17 protein-coding genes are annotated in these 14,440 nt (G+C 60.1%); 15 read left to right on the top strand and 2 right to left on the bottom strand.

Features of this window, described 5'->3' with window-relative positions:
* Positions 1–143 precede the first annotated feature (143 nt).
* The 11 genes from mobQ (at position 144) to WDN01_16865 (ending at position 10,503) form a co-directional block, all read left to right on the top strand.
* The gene (mobQ, locus tag WDN01_16815) at positions 144–1,124 is read left to right on the top strand and encodes a MobQ family relaxase (GenBank protein MEJ0027688.1); all 981 of its coding nucleotides are present in this window, start codon (positions 144–146) and stop codon (positions 1,122–1,124) included.
* A complete protein-coding gene (locus tag WDN01_16820; GenBank protein MEJ0027689.1) occupies positions 1,114–1,575 on the top strand; it encodes a hypothetical protein in 462 nt (153 codons plus the stop codon). Before mobQ ends, WDN01_16820 begins: the two co-directional genes overlap by 11 nt.
* Positions 1,576–1,665: 90 nt before the next feature.
* Complete coding sequence (locus WDN01_16825; protein ID MEJ0027690.1) at positions 1,666–2,754, top strand: IS630 family transposase; 1,089 nt, start codon at positions 1,666–1,668, stop codon at positions 2,752–2,754.
* A gap of 247 nt (positions 2,755–3,001) precedes the next feature.
* On the top strand, positions 3,002–4,675 hold the full coding sequence (locus WDN01_16830) for a hypothetical protein (protein MEJ0027691.1): 1,674 nt from the start codon (positions 3,002–3,004) through the stop codon (positions 4,673–4,675).
* A 384-nt stretch (positions 4,676–5,059) separates the two neighbouring features.
* Complete coding sequence (locus WDN01_16835) at positions 5,060–6,727, top strand: TraM recognition domain-containing protein (GenBank protein ID MEJ0027692.1); 1,668 nt, start codon at positions 5,060–5,062, stop codon at positions 6,725–6,727.
* A 10-nt stretch (positions 6,728–6,737) separates the two neighbouring features.
* Positions 6,738–7,181 (top strand): hypothetical protein, encoded by a 444-nt coding sequence (locus tag WDN01_16840; GenBank protein MEJ0027693.1) that lies wholly within the window; start codon positions 6,738–6,740, stop codon positions 7,179–7,181.
* The gene (locus tag WDN01_16845; protein ID MEJ0027694.1) at positions 7,182–7,469 is read left to right on the top strand and encodes a hypothetical protein; all 288 of its coding nucleotides are present in this window, start codon (positions 7,182–7,184) and stop codon (positions 7,467–7,469) included.
* A gap of 12 nt (positions 7,470–7,481) precedes the next feature.
* The gene (locus tag WDN01_16850; protein ID MEJ0027695.1) at positions 7,482–8,468 is read left to right on the top strand and encodes a hypothetical protein; all 987 of its coding nucleotides are present in this window, start codon (positions 7,482–7,484) and stop codon (positions 8,466–8,468) included.
* A gap of 35 nt (positions 8,469–8,503) precedes the next feature.
* Complete coding sequence (locus WDN01_16855) at positions 8,504–8,923, top strand: hypothetical protein (protein MEJ0027696.1); 420 nt, start codon at positions 8,504–8,506, stop codon at positions 8,921–8,923.
* A gap of 201 nt (positions 8,924–9,124) precedes the next feature.
* Positions 9,125–9,610: a hypothetical protein gene (locus tag WDN01_16860; protein ID MEJ0027697.1), complete on the top strand. Its 486-nt coding sequence runs from the start codon at positions 9,125–9,127 to the stop codon at positions 9,608–9,610.
* 65 nt (positions 9,611–9,675) lie between these two features.
* Positions 9,676–10,503: a hypothetical protein gene (locus tag WDN01_16865; protein ID MEJ0027698.1), complete on the top strand. Its 828-nt coding sequence runs from the start codon at positions 9,676–9,678 to the stop codon at positions 10,501–10,503.
* Positions 10,504–10,511: 8 nt separating this feature from the next.
* On the opposite strand, the gene WDN01_16870 is transcribed toward WDN01_16865, so the two are convergent.
* On the bottom strand, positions 10,512–11,093 hold the full coding sequence (locus WDN01_16870) for a tyrosine-type recombinase/integrase (protein MEJ0027699.1): 582 nt from the start codon (positions 11,091–11,093) through the stop codon (positions 10,512–10,514).
* Between the two features lie 227 nt (positions 11,094–11,320).
* On the opposite strand from WDN01_16870, the gene WDN01_16875 reads away from it, so the two are divergent.
* Both WDN01_16875 and WDN01_16880 read left to right on the top strand, forming a co-directional pair.
* A complete protein-coding gene (locus tag WDN01_16875; protein ID MEJ0027700.1) occupies positions 11,321–11,515 on the top strand; it encodes a hypothetical protein in 195 nt (64 codons plus the stop codon).
* 39 nt (positions 11,516–11,554) lie between these two features.
* Complete coding sequence (locus tag WDN01_16880) at positions 11,555–11,920, top strand: hypothetical protein (protein ID MEJ0027701.1); 366 nt, start codon at positions 11,555–11,557, stop codon at positions 11,918–11,920.
* Between the two features lie 3 nt (positions 11,921–11,923).
* On the opposite strand, the gene WDN01_16885 is transcribed toward WDN01_16880, so the two are convergent.
* Positions 11,924–12,772 carry a hypothetical protein gene (locus tag WDN01_16885; GenBank protein MEJ0027702.1) on the bottom strand — a complete coding sequence of 283 codons (849 nt, stop codon included), beginning with the start codon at positions 12,770–12,772 and terminating at the stop codon, positions 11,924–11,926.
* Positions 12,773–12,965: 193 nt separating this feature from the next.
* On the opposite strand from WDN01_16885, the gene WDN01_16890 reads away from it, so the two are divergent.
* Together WDN01_16890 and WDN01_16895 are read left to right on the top strand one after the other, a co-directional pair.
* The gene (locus tag WDN01_16890; protein MEJ0027703.1) at positions 12,966–13,562 is read left to right on the top strand and encodes a hypothetical protein; all 597 of its coding nucleotides are present in this window, start codon (positions 12,966–12,968) and stop codon (positions 13,560–13,562) included.
* Between the two features lie 374 nt (positions 13,563–13,936).
* Positions 13,937–14,416 (top strand): hypothetical protein, encoded by a 480-nt coding sequence (locus WDN01_16895; protein ID MEJ0027704.1) that lies wholly within the window; start codon positions 13,937–13,939, stop codon positions 14,414–14,416.
* The last annotated feature ends 24 nt before the right edge of the window (positions 14,417–14,440 follow it).

A 14,440-nucleotide genomic window follows, 5' to 3' on the forward strand; every position in this document is an offset into this window, starting at 1 on the left:
ACGCGAATACATCAACTTTTGCTCAACCTGAAAGCGAGTACTTGAAAACGCACGTTGCGTAGCAATGTATAAGTGCACCCATAGCGGTTGAGCTACTTACTTCTTACTTCGTTCGGCAGGCGGGGTTAAAGGAGTTGCGGCTAGTGGCGATCTACCACCTTCGCCTCAAGGTGCTGTCCCGTTCGCTTGGCAGAGTTGCCAGGTCTGGCGGCGCTACGCGCAGATCGGCGGTGGCGGCAGCTGCTTATCGCTCGGGCGAAAAACTTTACGACCAGTCGCAGGGCAAATGGTTCGAGTTCGAAAACGCCGTCATTCATAACCACATCCTTGCACCGGAGGGGGCACCCGCCTGGGTATTTGACCGACAGGCCCTCTGGAACGTGGTTGAACGTGCTGAAAAGCAAGTGAATTCCCAGCTTGCCCGGGAAGTCGAACTCTCGCTGCCGCGTGAACTGACGCGCGCACAGCAGATCGACCTTGTAACGCGGTTTGCGCGCGACCATTTCGTGTCCAGGGGAATGATCGCGGATGTGGCGATCCATGAACCGCTGGCGACCGACGGCATAAAACAGCCGCATGCTCATATTCTATTAACGATGCGTCCTCTCGACCCGAGTACCGCGACGGGGTTCGCACGCAAAAAGAACCGCGACTGGAACGAACGCGAGGATGTCGCCCGGGTCGTGGCGGAAGCGCGCAAGCGGTTCAACGACACGGGGGCGCCGCATCACAAGGAAGCGCTCGCGATGGCCGAGGCGCTGCGCAATGTGAATATCTGGCGCAAGGGCTGGCAGGACTATGCCAACCGGGCGCTCGCCGATGCCGGATCGGCGGCGCGGATCGATCACCGGACGCTGGAAGCGCAGGGGATCAAGCGGCTCGCACAGCCCAACCTCGGCATCGCGCGCCATATCGAGCATGCTTATGCCTACCTGAAAGACCGCCTCACTCAATGGGTTGCGGTCAAGAAACGGGCGGGGCTTTACGAGGAAGCGGCGCGCTACCAGCGGCGCGATCCGGCCAAGCTCGCCGACTTCCTGCTGCGCCTGCACGACATGGCGGAAGGCATCACCTCGCAATTCAAACGGCCCACCCCTATCCCGGAGGTCCCCCTTGAGCGCTAACGATTTCGACCGCGTGTTCGGCGGGGGCTCCCGCCCCAGCTTCACCGACCGCCTTGGGCGGGCAACCCCCGAGGCGGCGGCAAGCGCGCCCGATGCAGCCACGCCCGACCCGCACGAATACCGGGCCTATGGCTACCTACCCAGCGGCAATGTCGGGGAGACGTGCGAGATCGCGCGCTGGATTGACGGCACGGATGTGCCGGAGGGGATGGAGTTCGGCTACCGGTTCCTCATGCGGATGGGGTTCGTGGCCGACGAGGAGATCCGTCTGTTCCTGCCGGACTGCATCATCGTCGTCGAAGGGCGGAACCTGCGCGAGCTGCGCCAGAAGCTGGCGCGCCGGCAGGTAACCTTCGTGCGGCAATATTCGGCGCGGGTCTGGCCGAAGGCCCCGGCGCCGACGGACCCGATCATCGAGCGGGTGACGATCACCGTGCCGGACCGCGACTAGTGTCCTGAGTCACAAATTCGCCACCATAGATTCGCGTTAGATTCGTGCTTGGCCCTCATGCTTTTCTGGAAGCGAAGCGGGAGCGGACGGATGGCGGGTCGGCAAGTTTCAGGGCTGGAGCTGAGCGCTGAAGAGCGTTCGGAGCTTGTGTCGCTATCCTCGCGGCGCAAAACGGCGCAAGCCTTGGCGCTGCGGGCGCGGATCGTCCTGGCCTGCGTGGACAGCGGACAGAACGACAAGCAGGTCGCGGCGGCGCTGGGCCTGGACCGCTCGACGGTCGGCAAATGGCGACGCCGCTTCCTTGCGCAGGGCATAGACGGCTTGCACGACGAGGCGCGCTCAGGTGCGCCACGTTCCATAGACGATGCGCGCATCGAAGCGGTCATCGTCAAGACGCTGGAGAGCATGCCTGCCAATGCCACGCATTGGAGTTCGCGCGGCATGGCCAAGGCCAGCAACGTGTCGGTCTCCAGCGTGCAGCGCATCTGGCGCGCCTTCGGCTTGCAGCCCCACCGGATGGAGACGTTCAAGCTCTCGACCGACCCGAACTTCGTGTCCAAGGTGCGCGACGTGGTGGGCCTCTATGTCTCGCCGCCGCAGCACGCCATCGTGCTGTGCGTGGACGAGAAGTCCCAGATCCAGGCGCTCGACCGCAGCCAGCCGATGCTGCCGATGCGGCCGGGCCAACCGGCACGAAGGACCCACGACTACAAGCGGCACGGCACCACGTCGTTGTTTGCGGCTCTGGACATCGCCACGGGCCATGTCATCGGCAAATGCTACAGCCGCCACCGCGCAGCCGAGTTCCGCAGCTTCCTCGACGAGATCGAAGCCGCCGTGCCGGCCGATCTCGACGTTCACTTGGTCATGGACAACTACGCCACTCACAAGACGCCGATGGTGCGCAAATGGTTCGCCAAACGGCCGCGCTGGCATGTGCATCTGACACCGACAAGCGCATCTTGGCTCAATCAGGTCGAGCGCTTCTTCGCTCTCATAACCGGCAACAAGATCAGGCGTGGCGTCTATCGAAGCGTCGCAGCGTTGCGCGCCGACATCTCATCCTTCATCGACAAACACAACGCCAGTCCAAAACCCTTCCGGTGGACGAAGTCCGCAGACGACATCCTCGCTTCTATCGAGAGGTTCTGCCGCTACAACGCACCGGCCAAGCCGTGACAAAAGATAGCGAACTTCTGGTTCAGGACACTAGGTAGAAGCCCCCAAGGGGAAATGCACGCGCGGGGTCGCACGTAATCCTTTTTTTTCGCTTCCATTGCGATTTCGCAAAGGCGGCCCGGCCCCACTTCGTTAAAGAACTCTTAACGCGGCCAGTAACTTTTGTCCGGGCGGAATCTGTCAATTCCATCCGGGCATTAGCTAGAATCACGCTGCCGACTCATCTTTTTTGGAAGCCGCCCGGTTCATGACCAGCGTTGCGCCATTTGAATTGCGTCTCCCGCGACCCGCGCTGGCCGTCGCACGCCCGCAGGAGATCGCCAGCGTAATTCAATTTACCTATGCCGCCGAGACCATCGCGGCGGCAAAGCAATGGGTCGCCAAAGCCCGGGCAGCGCTCACCTCCGCCAAGGCGGACGCTGCCGCCGATGCGGTCGAAAAAACAATTGCCTTCATCAATGAAGCGCTGGCATCCCATCTACCCGCCGACTTCGTCCGAAGCGACGAAGCGCTGATCGCACGGGCTTTGGCCGTACCCGGCTTCCGCACATGCCTTGAGGAAATATTCGGCGGACCGCCGCGTTCGCCGCCATTTCCCATCAACAGCGATGCGCAGGAGCCAAGCGGTGCTGACGGGTATCTCGCCGCGTTCTTTTGGGAGGAAATTGAAACCCTTAGCAAATGGCATAGGACGCCGACCGCTGCCGAACTTGCGGCCTACCTCTCACATGATCGAGCAACTAGCCGAGCCTTAGCCAATTTCAACACCGCAATGCCGGGCCTGAATGTTTTGCGCCTCATGCTCCGCGACGAAGCGGCGATTCAATTCAACAGCAAGCTGAGTAAAGAATTTGGAACGCCGTTAAATCGATTGCTCGGCGTTTCGGATTCGGTTGCGAGAAAATTCATTGGGGCAAAAGTCTGGGACAAGTACCTAAGCTTTCGCGCGAAAAAATTGCAGAAAGACGAAAGCATTCCTGATCTGCTCGACGTGTTGCTGAAAGTCACACGTTACGCGCAGGACGAGATTTTGTGCCTTGTTCGTTGCAATAGCTCTCCTAATGAAGTTCCCGAAAATTCAGATGCTTTGTCGGCTGAACAAGCTGCGCAACTAGCTTCGAAGTGTTTAGTAGTCGGCGGTTGCCTGCTCAGCGACTATCGAACGTATAGCGATAAGTTTCGACGTACCGCATTCGACCGCAATATGTTGCAGTTCGCCAAATTTCATGGCGATAACCAACCAAGTGACAAAGCGGCCGGAAGAATTGATCGGCGAAGCAAAAAAAACGCGACCCTCAACGAACAAATTGCCGAACTGGACAAAGTCCGGTATCCTGTACGCAAGCTAAATTCATTTGTTGAGTTTGCATTCGAAGTCATTTCTGAAGGCGTTATCGGCAACGACAAAACAAATTTAGAGAAGCGCCGCGAGAGCATCGAGGAATGGCTAGCCTCGCTTGACAAGTTTGCGACCGATAACCCCGACACACCGATCTCTAGCTACGTGCGTCGGACATTGCCATCGCCCATTCGGCATTTGCTTGAGCCCTCACCGCTCTCCGAGCAGCGCCCATTGCCTACCAAAGCGCCTGCGCTTTGGGCAAAGGATCGAAAGCCGGGTGACACCCCCGCTAGCTTTTTTGCGCGTGTTTATGAGCCGTGGGTCGGACGAATGACGCGCAAGGATGTTGGGAGGCTTGATCATGCTTGGTATGCCGCGCTCTCAAATTGGCTGCGGCGAAACGAAATTCCGGCAGATATCGATTTACCGACGGTAAGCGAGATGAATGATCGACTTCTGGATCAGTTCCAAGTGCGCGAACGAACACTTGATAGGCAGGCAGACGATAGCGCCAAATTTAGAGAACTAAAGCGTCTAGCTTCCGCCATGCAGCGACGCACGGGAAAAAAAGAGCTATAAGTCGCCTGTCCTTCGCTATTCTTTGCGTTAGAAATAATACAAGAAAATCATGGCCAGCACCGTACCTATGGCGGTCGCGGCGGTCATGACCAAGAAATCTGCCACATAGCGCATCTTTGATCCCAACGAATCTGCTTCGATTGGGCAAAGGTACAGACACAACCCTAACATACATTGAACGGTACACGAGATACGCGAAATTAACACTTTTCGGCCAACATCCGTCAGTCAGCGAACGCACTCCGATCAATAGGCGCTCGCAACGGGAGTGGCACCAATGCCTCAACGAAGACTACTTATTTCGCTGCTCGGCCGTGTGGCCGGTGCGGTCCTCAGTGCCGTTCTAACCGCCGCTTTCCATAGTGCGTCTCGGCCGTTCTTCCCATGAACATCCTGCGCCGCAGCACGCCAACCCGCGTCGTCGCCCCCAAATGCTGGAGCCTCGACGCGCCGCTCGTCTCGCTTTCGAGCGCAACAAGCGACAGCCTCACGCTGGGCGATTGCCTTGAGCATGTCGCCATTTTCGGCGGCACCGGCAGCGGCAAGACGAGCGGCAGCGGCAGCACCGTCGCGCAAACTTATTTGCGCGCCGGGTTCGGCGGCCTCGTCTGCTGCGCCAAGCCGGACGAGGCCGCGCGGTGGCAAGCCTATGCGCAAGCCACCGGCCGCGCGAATTCCGTCATCCGCTTCGACGCGTCGGGCCGCTACCGGCTCAACGTCCTCGACTACCTGCTGCACCTGCCGCCCGAACTCGGCGGCGGGCTGGTGGACAATGCGGTGCATACGCTGATGCACCTGCTGCAGGTCGCCCAAGGCAAGAACGGTGGCGATAGCGAGCGGACAGACTTCTGGCTGAAAGCCGTCCGCGAACTGCTCTCCAACGCGATCGCCAGCCTGTACCATGCCTATGGGACGGTGCGGCTGGATGAATTGCTGCAACTCATTCACTCGGTGCCGACCTCCGAAGAACAGGCGCGCGATCCCGATTTCCAAACATGGTCCACCTGCTATTCGACCATGCGGCGGCTTTTCGACAAGCCGAAGATCCCGCTGCCGGAGCGCGAGGCCAAGCTGCTCGTCAGCTATTTCGGGCAGACGTTCGGGCGGCTCGATCCCAAGACGCGCTCCAACATCATCATCACGCTATCGACGGAGCTGAGCCCCTTTCTCAAGGGGCCGCTGCATACGCTGTTCTGCACGGGCACCAATATCACGCCCGAGGTGACGCATGACGGCGTCGTGCTGGTGATGGACTTGCCGCTAAAGCGTTTCGAGCAGGCGGGCTATGTCGCCCAGATGCTCGTCAAGTATCTCTGGCAGAAAGCGGCGGAACGGCGCGGGCCGTCAGGGCAGGCGCGGCCGATCTTCCTGTTCGCCGACGAGGCGCAATTCTTCGTCTCGCCCTATGACATGGAGTTCCTGAGCACGGCCCGCTCGGCACGGGCGGCGACGGTCTATATCACGCAGAACCTGCCGTCGCTCTATGCGAGCGTCGGCGGGACGCATCCGCAGGACCGCATCGATGCGCTGCTGGGGAATTTCCAGACGAAAATCTTCCACGCCAATAGCTGCCACCGCACCAACCAATGGGCGGCGGACCTGATCGGCAAGTCCGTCCAGCGGCGGTCGAACCGCAGCTGGTCGTTCGGCGAGAGCAGCCAGACCAGCGACGGACACAGCGGCAATTGGGGCATGCAGCGCGGCACCAGTCGCGGCGACAATCGGGGCAGCAGCGTGGGCGGTTCTTATAGTGCCGAAGGACAGCACAGCATCTCATTCAATGTCAGTGCGGGACGGCAGAAAGGCACCAGCCATTCGCGTTCCGTCGGCGGTGGCTGGTCGACCGGCACCAGCAGCGGGCAGAGCGATACGGCGGGCGGCGGCTGGTCGGAAGTAAGCGACTACACGGTTATGCCCAGCGACTTCGCCAATGGACTGCGCCAGGGCGGGCCGCGCAACCACTTCGTGGTGACCGGGCTGCTCCTGCAAGCCAATCGCCGGTTCTCGCGCAGCGGGGCGTGCTGGACGCCTGTCAAATTCAAGCAGCCATAGGAGATATGCCATGATGAACAAAGACAGCGGCAGCTTTCGCGCCTTCGCCTGCCTGACAGGTGTTGTTGCGATTCTTGGCTTCTTCCTGCCCGTCGGCGGGCTGGCGACACTGGCGATCATCTGGGCGGCGTACCTGCTCCTGCATACGGCCGTCGCCGTGGCGCGGTATGGCATCCGCGCCTTCTTCATGGCGACTGGCGCAATTGCCGTTGTCGGCGTCCTGCATCTCGACGCGCTGGGCGGCCTCTGCCTCGGCCTGTGGATCGCAACGGCGCTGCTTTCGATCTGCGTGCTGCCGCTGCGCGGCGTCTTCGCCAAGATGTTCGGCTATGCGCTGCCGCCGTCCGCTGCCGGCGGCGCGGACAAGCGCGAGTTCGTCTCCATCGCCGTGCCCGGCGCAGGCGATGTCGATGCGCAAACCGTGCTGGCCGAACACGGCCTTGGAGGGAGCTAGATGAGCGGGCGGCAGGATAGCGGTCTCGGCGCGTTCTTCGTCCACGAAGCGCGCCAAGCCGTCCAGGACATAAGGCAGAAGCTGTTCGAGGAGGCGTGGTTCGGCCGGGTCGTGACCGCCGCGCCGGTGATGGAAGTGGAAAAGGAGAGATCGCCGGAGGACCGGCGCACCGTCCATGACGGGTTGGGCGAACGGCGCTCAGCGTTCGACGAGGCGTGGGGCAAAGGGATGCACCCATCCCACGCCGAGGAGCGGCAGTTGACGCGCGAGCAGGACTTTGAACGGTAACAGGAGGATGGGATGAGCACGGCGAACGACGATTCCAAGACGCAGGGCGAGATTCCGCTTTGGCTGAGTGTTGCGATCCTTGCGCTGGTTCCTATCGTCATTGTGCTTCTCGGCGGTGGCAAGATCGTTTTCGCCGTGTTTGTTGGTTGTGGGCTGATTTTTCTCATCACGAAACTTCTTCCGGCTGCGCCTGACGGCCGCAAGCCGGTGCGAGCATCGAATCTCATGTCGCTGGAGCGGCTACGCACCTTGCGCGAGAGGCTTGGCGACAGCCTTTCCGCATTTTCGCGGCTCGAAGTGTTCCGCGCCGACGACGCCGAGCTTGCGGCGGCATGGGCGCGCAAGAACACGGCCAGGATCGAGGAATTGCTGCGGAAAGGCGATGCCCTGACGCGCAGCAACTGGAAGGCGGGAATCCGCCTTTATAACGACGCGGCCAAGGCTGTGGACCTCGCGCGGGGCAAGATGGCCTACCTGCTGACGAAGGCTGAGGGCGCGCTTGCGCCATTCGCCATCGACTATGCTTCTATCGCGGTGGGCGAAAGCAAGCTGCTCCGTGGCAGCGCCCCAAGCATGAAGCGGCAGCGGCGCGTTGCCGAGCGGCTGAATTACTGCCGCGGCGCCGGTATCACGCTGGCGCGCGGGCTGAACGGCCAGATCTCCGGCCCGGCCGCTTTGGCTGTGAGCGCGGGCCTATTGATCCATCACGCCATCAACCAGAGCAAAATCCTGCGGCAGTTGAAGGAAGTCGAGGGCAAACTGAAAGCCAACGCGACGGCAGCCAAGGGCGATTTCCGCATGTTTCAGGCGGTGCTTAAGACCCGCATCCTGCCGCAGTTCGACGGGCTGCTGGCGATTGCGGCGAAGCTGGAAAGCGAGTTGGCGGCGCTTGGCCGGACAAACGATATCGCCGCGCCCGAGCAGAAGGACCGCGCATTCCGGCTGGCCTGCGCGCTGTTGGAAGGAAAGCAGCTTCTTGAACTGACGGCAGGTGACTGATGGGCGAGATTGAAGACAGCACGGGAACGATCTTGATGGCGGCGCGCGAGCGCGGCCGCAGGGCGGTCAGCGCAACGGCGATTCCAGCCGGGCTTGACCATTTCACTGTCTATGTCGGGCTGATTGGCAGCGCCCTGGAGCTCGGCAAGCTGGTGGCGACGCAGAAGCGCGATCTCAAGGTGATCGACAGCCACTACGAGATCGAGGCGTCGAAGATCGATACCGCGATGCGCGAAGTGGAAGCGGCGATGAGCGCCGATTTTCGACGGGACCGCTCGCTGCGCAAGCGGACCTTCGAGTCGATCAACATGCTGATCGCTGCCGGGCAGCATGAGATTGCCCTGAAGTTCTACGAGCGCCTGCTGGACGGATTTACGCGTGGCGCGCTCGAAGGGCTGATCGCGCTGAGAAACCATGTCGCCGTCGAAAGCGGCACGCGGCTGCGCCTCAAATGAAACACTACCATAAACTCATTATGCATGCTTCAATCGTAACAGAATCTTCTTATTCGTATCTGAGTCTGAGCTGTACAATGGGGCGTTGGAGACATCCGTCGAGGGAGCGGAAAGATGAATATGGGCAAGACAACAGCGGATGTCGTTCAAAGACCTAAATGAGAAGTATTTCTGGCTGAAGAAAAAACAGACGAAGACCTTTTGAATAGCGTCGATGGATTAGTGGCTCGACTGCACGAGCTGCTTTTGAGCAATCCAAAGGCTGAGATTTCCTCAGCGACACGCGACAAACTCGTTGCCGTGGCGCAGGTAGTGGATGAAAGGGGCAGGCCCGACCGCCCTCCGCTGCCTAAGAAGGCGCCGGCGCTTTGGGCAAAGGATCGTCTCAAGGGCGATACGCCAGTCAGTTTTTTCAAACGCGTCTATGAGCCGTGGGTCGGTCAAATGACGCGTAAAGATGTCGGCAGGCTCGATCATGCCTGGTACGCGGCGCTGTCTAATTGGTTGCGGCGAAATGAAATTCCGGCCGATGTCGATCTTCCAACGATAGCGGAGATGAACGACAGGCGTTTGGAGCAGCTATTTGCGGGCCGCGAAAACGAACTCGGCGGCGGAAGAGCAATGGTCAAGCAACTGAGGCGGCTATCGTCGGCCATGGAATGGCGGATACATAGGACAGAGAGATAGATATCGGCGAAGAGAATACAGACAAAGCTTCCCCTTCGGATAATGCCGACGATCTGATCGCACGCTTGGACAAAGTTTTGGCTGATGATCCAAACGTAGTCATTTCCGATGTCGCGCGGGCGAAGCTTGCCGTGCTGGCGAAGAAAGTGACCGAATTTAAAGACCCACTGTCGAATGTGCCACCGTCGCCGAAGAATATTCCCCCATTGCCAGTCAAAGCGCCCGTCCTTTGGGCTGACGGTCGAAAATTCAAGGAGCGACCACCACAGTTTATCGCACGAGTTTATGGGCCATGGTTGGGAAACGGATTTACAACAGGTGTCCTTTATAGTCTCGACGCTCGCCTGTACTCGGCTTACCAGAAATGGGAGGGCGCGCACCCAGGCGCTGACTTTCGACTTCCAAGAAAAATGCAAGACAATGACCAATGGATTGCACAGCTGACCGCCGAAACGCCGGGAGGATTGTCGGCTGTGCTGAGGGAGGCAGAACGGCGTGTGTCAGCGCTGCGCCGTCGAATGACCCATCCTGATCTTCCGCCGTTGCCTAAAGTGCCTCCAGCGTTATGGGAGAAGGATAAACTGCCGGACGATACGCCAATGAGCTTCTTCATGCGGCATTACCAGCCGTGGGTCGGGCGACTGTTCGAAGGGGACTACCGGCGCCTGGACCAGAAGGGCTACAACGCCCTCCGGTACCATTTAAAATGCGGCGGTGAAATTCCAGAAGACTTCGAGCTTCCGTCGCGCCGCGACCGAAACCGGAAGTGGGCTGAAGAAGTGGAAACGACCGGCGTACTGGTGCCACCGACCGGCAAGGCAGAAGTGTCATATCGGGACTTGGAAAGGCTGGCGGCATCCATGAGACGTAAGATCGACCGGTCAAAGAGCTAATTTATCTTTCAGCATCGCCAGCTGCGCCAAAGTCGCCGTGCAAAGGCGGTTTCCTCGCGGCCCACTGCCTGCTGGTAGATGGCGGTGGTTTCCAGCTTGGCGTGGCCGAGCCATTTCTGTGTGGTCGCCATCGGTACGTTCTCCTCCGCATTGGCGACACCGAAACCATGCCGCAAGCCCTTCGGCATGGCTTGCGACCCGGTAATGCCCGCGTCCTCCATGACGGCTTTGACATGCCGCCATGCGGTCTGTCGGCACCAGCGCCATAGCCGCTCGCCCGGTGCGCGGCCATCGGCCAGGCGGACCAAAGCCGCCATCAGGTCGGCCGGGACGGGCACGGCACGGAAGGCCTGCCGCCGCCGCTTCAGGGTGCGAAAGACCACGCGGCCCGTCGCCGGGTCCAGCTGGTCGGGCGTCAATGCCAGCGCTTCACTGATGCGACAGCCGGTGAAGGCAAGCAACCGGCAGAAGGTGCAGGTCAGCGTATCGGCGCGGCGCGCCGCATCGAGGAATCGCGGCAGTTCACTTGCGCAAAGATATTTGCGCCCGCCGTCATGATCGAACAGTGCGATCTGATTGGACCCGTTCATCGGCCTATTCCAGGTGCTGCAACACTATGAGGAATAGTGTTGCAAGCCGGGGGGCCGCCGAAAGGCGCAGCCAATCTAACAAAATCGAGAATCTGCGGATCGCGCCGCTTACAGCTATCCATGGAAGGAAACATGCGTTCACTCTTGGAAGATCGCCGCCAATGGCGCAACCGAATTCCTCATAGTGTTACAAATTCCTTGCCAATTACCGGGGCGAGGACCTGCACATGGCGCATAAATATGAAGCTCACACGAAGCACGGCAAAGTCTACGCTGTGACAACGGACCACCATCACGACGATCACACCGACGATAACTTCAAGAAGTTATTGGCAAAGATCATCGAAGGCGCGGCAAGCGGCGCGGCGAGCAGCGTTGTCGGCGTCGTCGTCACCAAGTTCGTCTTCAAAGGCAAGCACTAGCGGGCGGCCATGTCTGGAAGATTTCGAACGGCAGTGCGTATGGCTGCCCTGCCGGCGGCCTGTGCCTTTGCGCTCTGCGCGGGCACGGCCGCCGCGCAGGACGACGCGGTAACCCGCGCAAATCGGATGGCATATGAGCTGGCGATGAAATGTTACGTCGCGAATGGTGTTGCGCGCGGCGACAATCTCGACGCAGGTAACGCCGCCTATGCGAAGATTTTCGAGGCGGACGCACGGAAAGCCTTCGATATCGCGGTGAAGCTGGGCAACGCGCTTGGCTATTCGGGCAGCCGGCAAAATCAGGACTTCGGCATGGCGGAAGCGCAAGAGCTTGCGCGCTTCGTGAAGGACAAGGCCTACCTTAAACAGACGCTGGCGACGTGCAAAGCTGCCGGCGCGACCTAGAATTCATCCGCGCAACGGAATGTCCGCTTGCGCGACGGCGGCGGCGGAAACGCCGTGACCCTGTCGCGCATTGTCCCCACCCGCGAGCTGCGCTGCCCGGAAAACCGCGACCACGTCGGGCGGGACCGATGACGTTGCATCCGGCGATGCGGCGTTGGCAGGGCCGGGCGGGCTGACTGCAGGCGGCTTGCCTTCCTTCGCAGGCGGCGAAGCCGCTATCAGCTGGTCGCGCGCATTCTGGAGGCCCGTCAGCCTGGACGCATAATCGGGACTGCGGTCGGCGCCATGCGCGCCGGCGTCTTTTAATTGGTCGATCGCCAATTGATTGGCCCGCAGGTTGCCTTCGGGCGTGCCCTCGGCAAGCGCCTTTTCGATGGCAAGGCGGCGTTCTTCCTCGCGGTGGCGATAGCCGTCCTCATCCTCAGCCGAGGCGAATTTGAGATAAGGATCGAAGATACGGCGACCGTAAAAGTCGCGTTCGAAGTCGGTGACGGCGCTGCGGGCCGCATCGCTCGCCTGGGCGAGCGCCGCCTGCGCCGCGCCTGCGGCCTTGTCCGCCTGCTCCTGTCGCACGAAGGCTTGCGTGGCGGCGACACAGGCAGCCACCTCATTGCGGATGGCAGTGAGCGTGGCTGCATCGGCGGATGCGATGCGGCGCTGGAGTTGGGAGAGGCCTTGCAGTTGCGTTGTCGCGGAGATGACGGCGCTGCCGACTGCTCCCGTACTCAGCGCGCCGCGCAATTCCGAAAGCCTGTTCTCCACGTCGAACTGGGCGCTGGCGATTTTCGTGGAAAGTTCGGCGCGGAGATTGGAATCTGCCTCATGCGGCGGCTGGGCCGCATGGCGTAGCATCGAAGGCTGATCTGTACGGTCGAATGCGATGGCGCGTCCGTCTACGAGTGCATGTACTCAATTCTAGATTGCAGGCGTTAAGAACGCGTTAAGTTTTCGGCTTATGCCCAGGCCGCGGCAAAGACGAAAATTCAGTCGCTTACGCGACCAGGTCCGCACGTCGTCATCCAATCTTCTCTTTTTGGGCCCGCAGATGATCCGTATACTGATTGTACTAACGTCCTGCTTGCATGGAGACCTTATCGGACAAGAGCGAACAGCGCACGATGCAAGGTCACTCGATGAAAAGTTCATCGAGTTTCTTCGCGAGCATGGTATCGCCGAGCCCGCCGACAAATCCATTCTTTCGAAGTTTCTGGAACGCGAGGTGCCCGAGTTTGCGGCGCTACCGGCGATTCGCGAGTTGCGCGACCAACTCACATTGCAGAAAGTGCCGCCGCGAGCACCCTACCACGATAGTGGCGGCGCCGATCCGTTCACTCATCTGAAGGAGCAATATGGCGAGGACATTCGGCAAGGGAGGCTTGGGCCGGGTCGATTGGTCCGCCTAGACTATAAATTGTACGCGAAGTGTGCCGCCAGATTGAAAGATATGGAGCCGCCCAAATCCATGACCGAGTATTTTCAAGAGCTCGCAGATGAGGGTAAAGCCGGTTCACCATACAAGCGACGGGTCCGCGCCTGCGCTGCCATCCTCGGCACGGACGAAGAAAGGGCAAAGGCATTCTTCCATGGAATCTACCGTGGGCGCGCGTCCCTGCCGAACGATGAGCAAGTCCCAGTCCGGTAAGACTCCATTTAGACACATATGATAGAGCTACGGTGCCACTGGAAGTCTGAAATGACCCGTGAAGTTGGGGGGCGTTTTGACACTGGAAGGCATTTGCAATGACAAGAAAGCAGCGCGAACGCGCGCAAAAAATTAGTGCCGCTGTCGGAGCGGTCATCGGTGCCATCGTATTTGCGCCGTTGACGCCTCTGGGCCTTGCGCTTGGCGCCAAGGCCGGATGGGCGATTTACGAAGACCCCAAAAAGCAGCGGGCTAAGAGGCGGAGATAAACGCCGACCAACGGCTATCGAATCGGCCATCGCCGTTCGATCCAGCCAACCTAGAGATTTGTCAGCTCGGCCAGCGCGTTAAGCGCAGCCGGGGAAAGGAGAGCTATGGCTAAAGGGATATCCAACCGTCTGGTGAAAATTCCAACTGCGATGCAGAGAACCATCTATTGGTCGGCACTCGCCCTTGGGATTGAAGGTTTGTTTGGCGTGTTCACGGTGCATGCCGACGTACCGATAATCGTTGCGGCATGGACCGGGATGTTTGTCAAACTCGCCTCTCAGGCCGGACGCAAGATGGACAAAACCACTGCAACAAAAGTCGCGGCAGGTATTGTGGTCGGCGTCGGCGGGATCGCCTCAGGCATGAGGCTCGCCGAAACCTGGCTGGCCTATACCGGGGTTGGCACGCTCCCCGCCATGATCTGCAATGCCGGGACCAATGCTGTCTTTACCTACATGGTTGGTTGCGCCATCGCGCGCGTCTTTCTCGCGAGAGACAGGAATGCACCGGTGGCGACGATCGTCAGGGAGGTAAAGAAATTCCTTCTTATGTCGTTGGGGCATGGCGTTCATCGCCACGCGTAGCAATAAAAGTGCAGTCGGACGGTC

This window comes from Rhizomicrobium sp. (assembly GCA_037200985.1).
In the GTDB taxonomy this organism is placed as follows: Bacteria; Pseudomonadota; Alphaproteobacteria; order Micropepsales; family Micropepsaceae; genus Rhizomicrobium.

Coding starts and splice junctions, on each gene's coding strand:
- WDN01_16825 (MEJ0027690.1), top strand. CDS start 1,666: ATGGCGGGTCGGCAAGTTTCAGGGCTGGAGCTGAGCGCTGAAGAGCGT.
- WDN01_16830 (MEJ0027691.1), top strand. CDS start 3,002: ATGACCAGCGTTGCGCCATTTGAATTGCGTCTCCCGCGACCCGCGCTG.
- WDN01_16835 (MEJ0027692.1), top strand. CDS start 5,060: ATGAACATCCTGCGCCGCAGCACGCCAACCCGCGTCGTCGCCCCCAAA.
- WDN01_16840 (MEJ0027693.1), top strand. CDS start 6,738: ATGATGAACAAAGACAGCGGCAGCTTTCGCGCCTTCGCCTGCCTGACA.
- WDN01_16845 (MEJ0027694.1), top strand. CDS start 7,182: ATGAGCGGGCGGCAGGATAGCGGTCTCGGCGCGTTCTTCGTCCACGAA.
- WDN01_16850 (MEJ0027695.1), top strand. CDS start 7,482: ATGAGCACGGCGAACGACGATTCCAAGACGCAGGGCGAGATTCCGCTT.
- WDN01_16855 (MEJ0027696.1), top strand. CDS start 8,504: ATGGCGGCGCGCGAGCGCGGCCGCAGGGCGGTCAGCGCAACGGCGATT.
- WDN01_16870 (MEJ0027699.1), bottom strand. CDS start 11,093: ATGAACGGGTCCAATCAGATCGCACTGTTCGATCATGACGGCGGGCGC.
- WDN01_16875 (MEJ0027700.1), top strand. CDS start 11,321: ATGGCGCATAAATATGAAGCTCACACGAAGCACGGCAAAGTCTACGCT.
- WDN01_16880 (MEJ0027701.1), top strand. CDS start 11,555: ATGGCTGCCCTGCCGGCGGCCTGTGCCTTTGCGCTCTGCGCGGGCACG.
- WDN01_16885 (MEJ0027702.1), bottom strand. CDS start 12,772: ATGCTACGCCATGCGGCCCAGCCGCCGCATGAGGCAGATTCCAATCTC.
- WDN01_16890 (MEJ0027703.1), top strand. CDS start 12,966: ATGATCCGTATACTGATTGTACTAACGTCCTGCTTGCATGGAGACCTT.
- WDN01_16895 (MEJ0027704.1), top strand. CDS start 13,937: ATGGCTAAAGGGATATCCAACCGTCTGGTGAAAATTCCAACTGCGATG.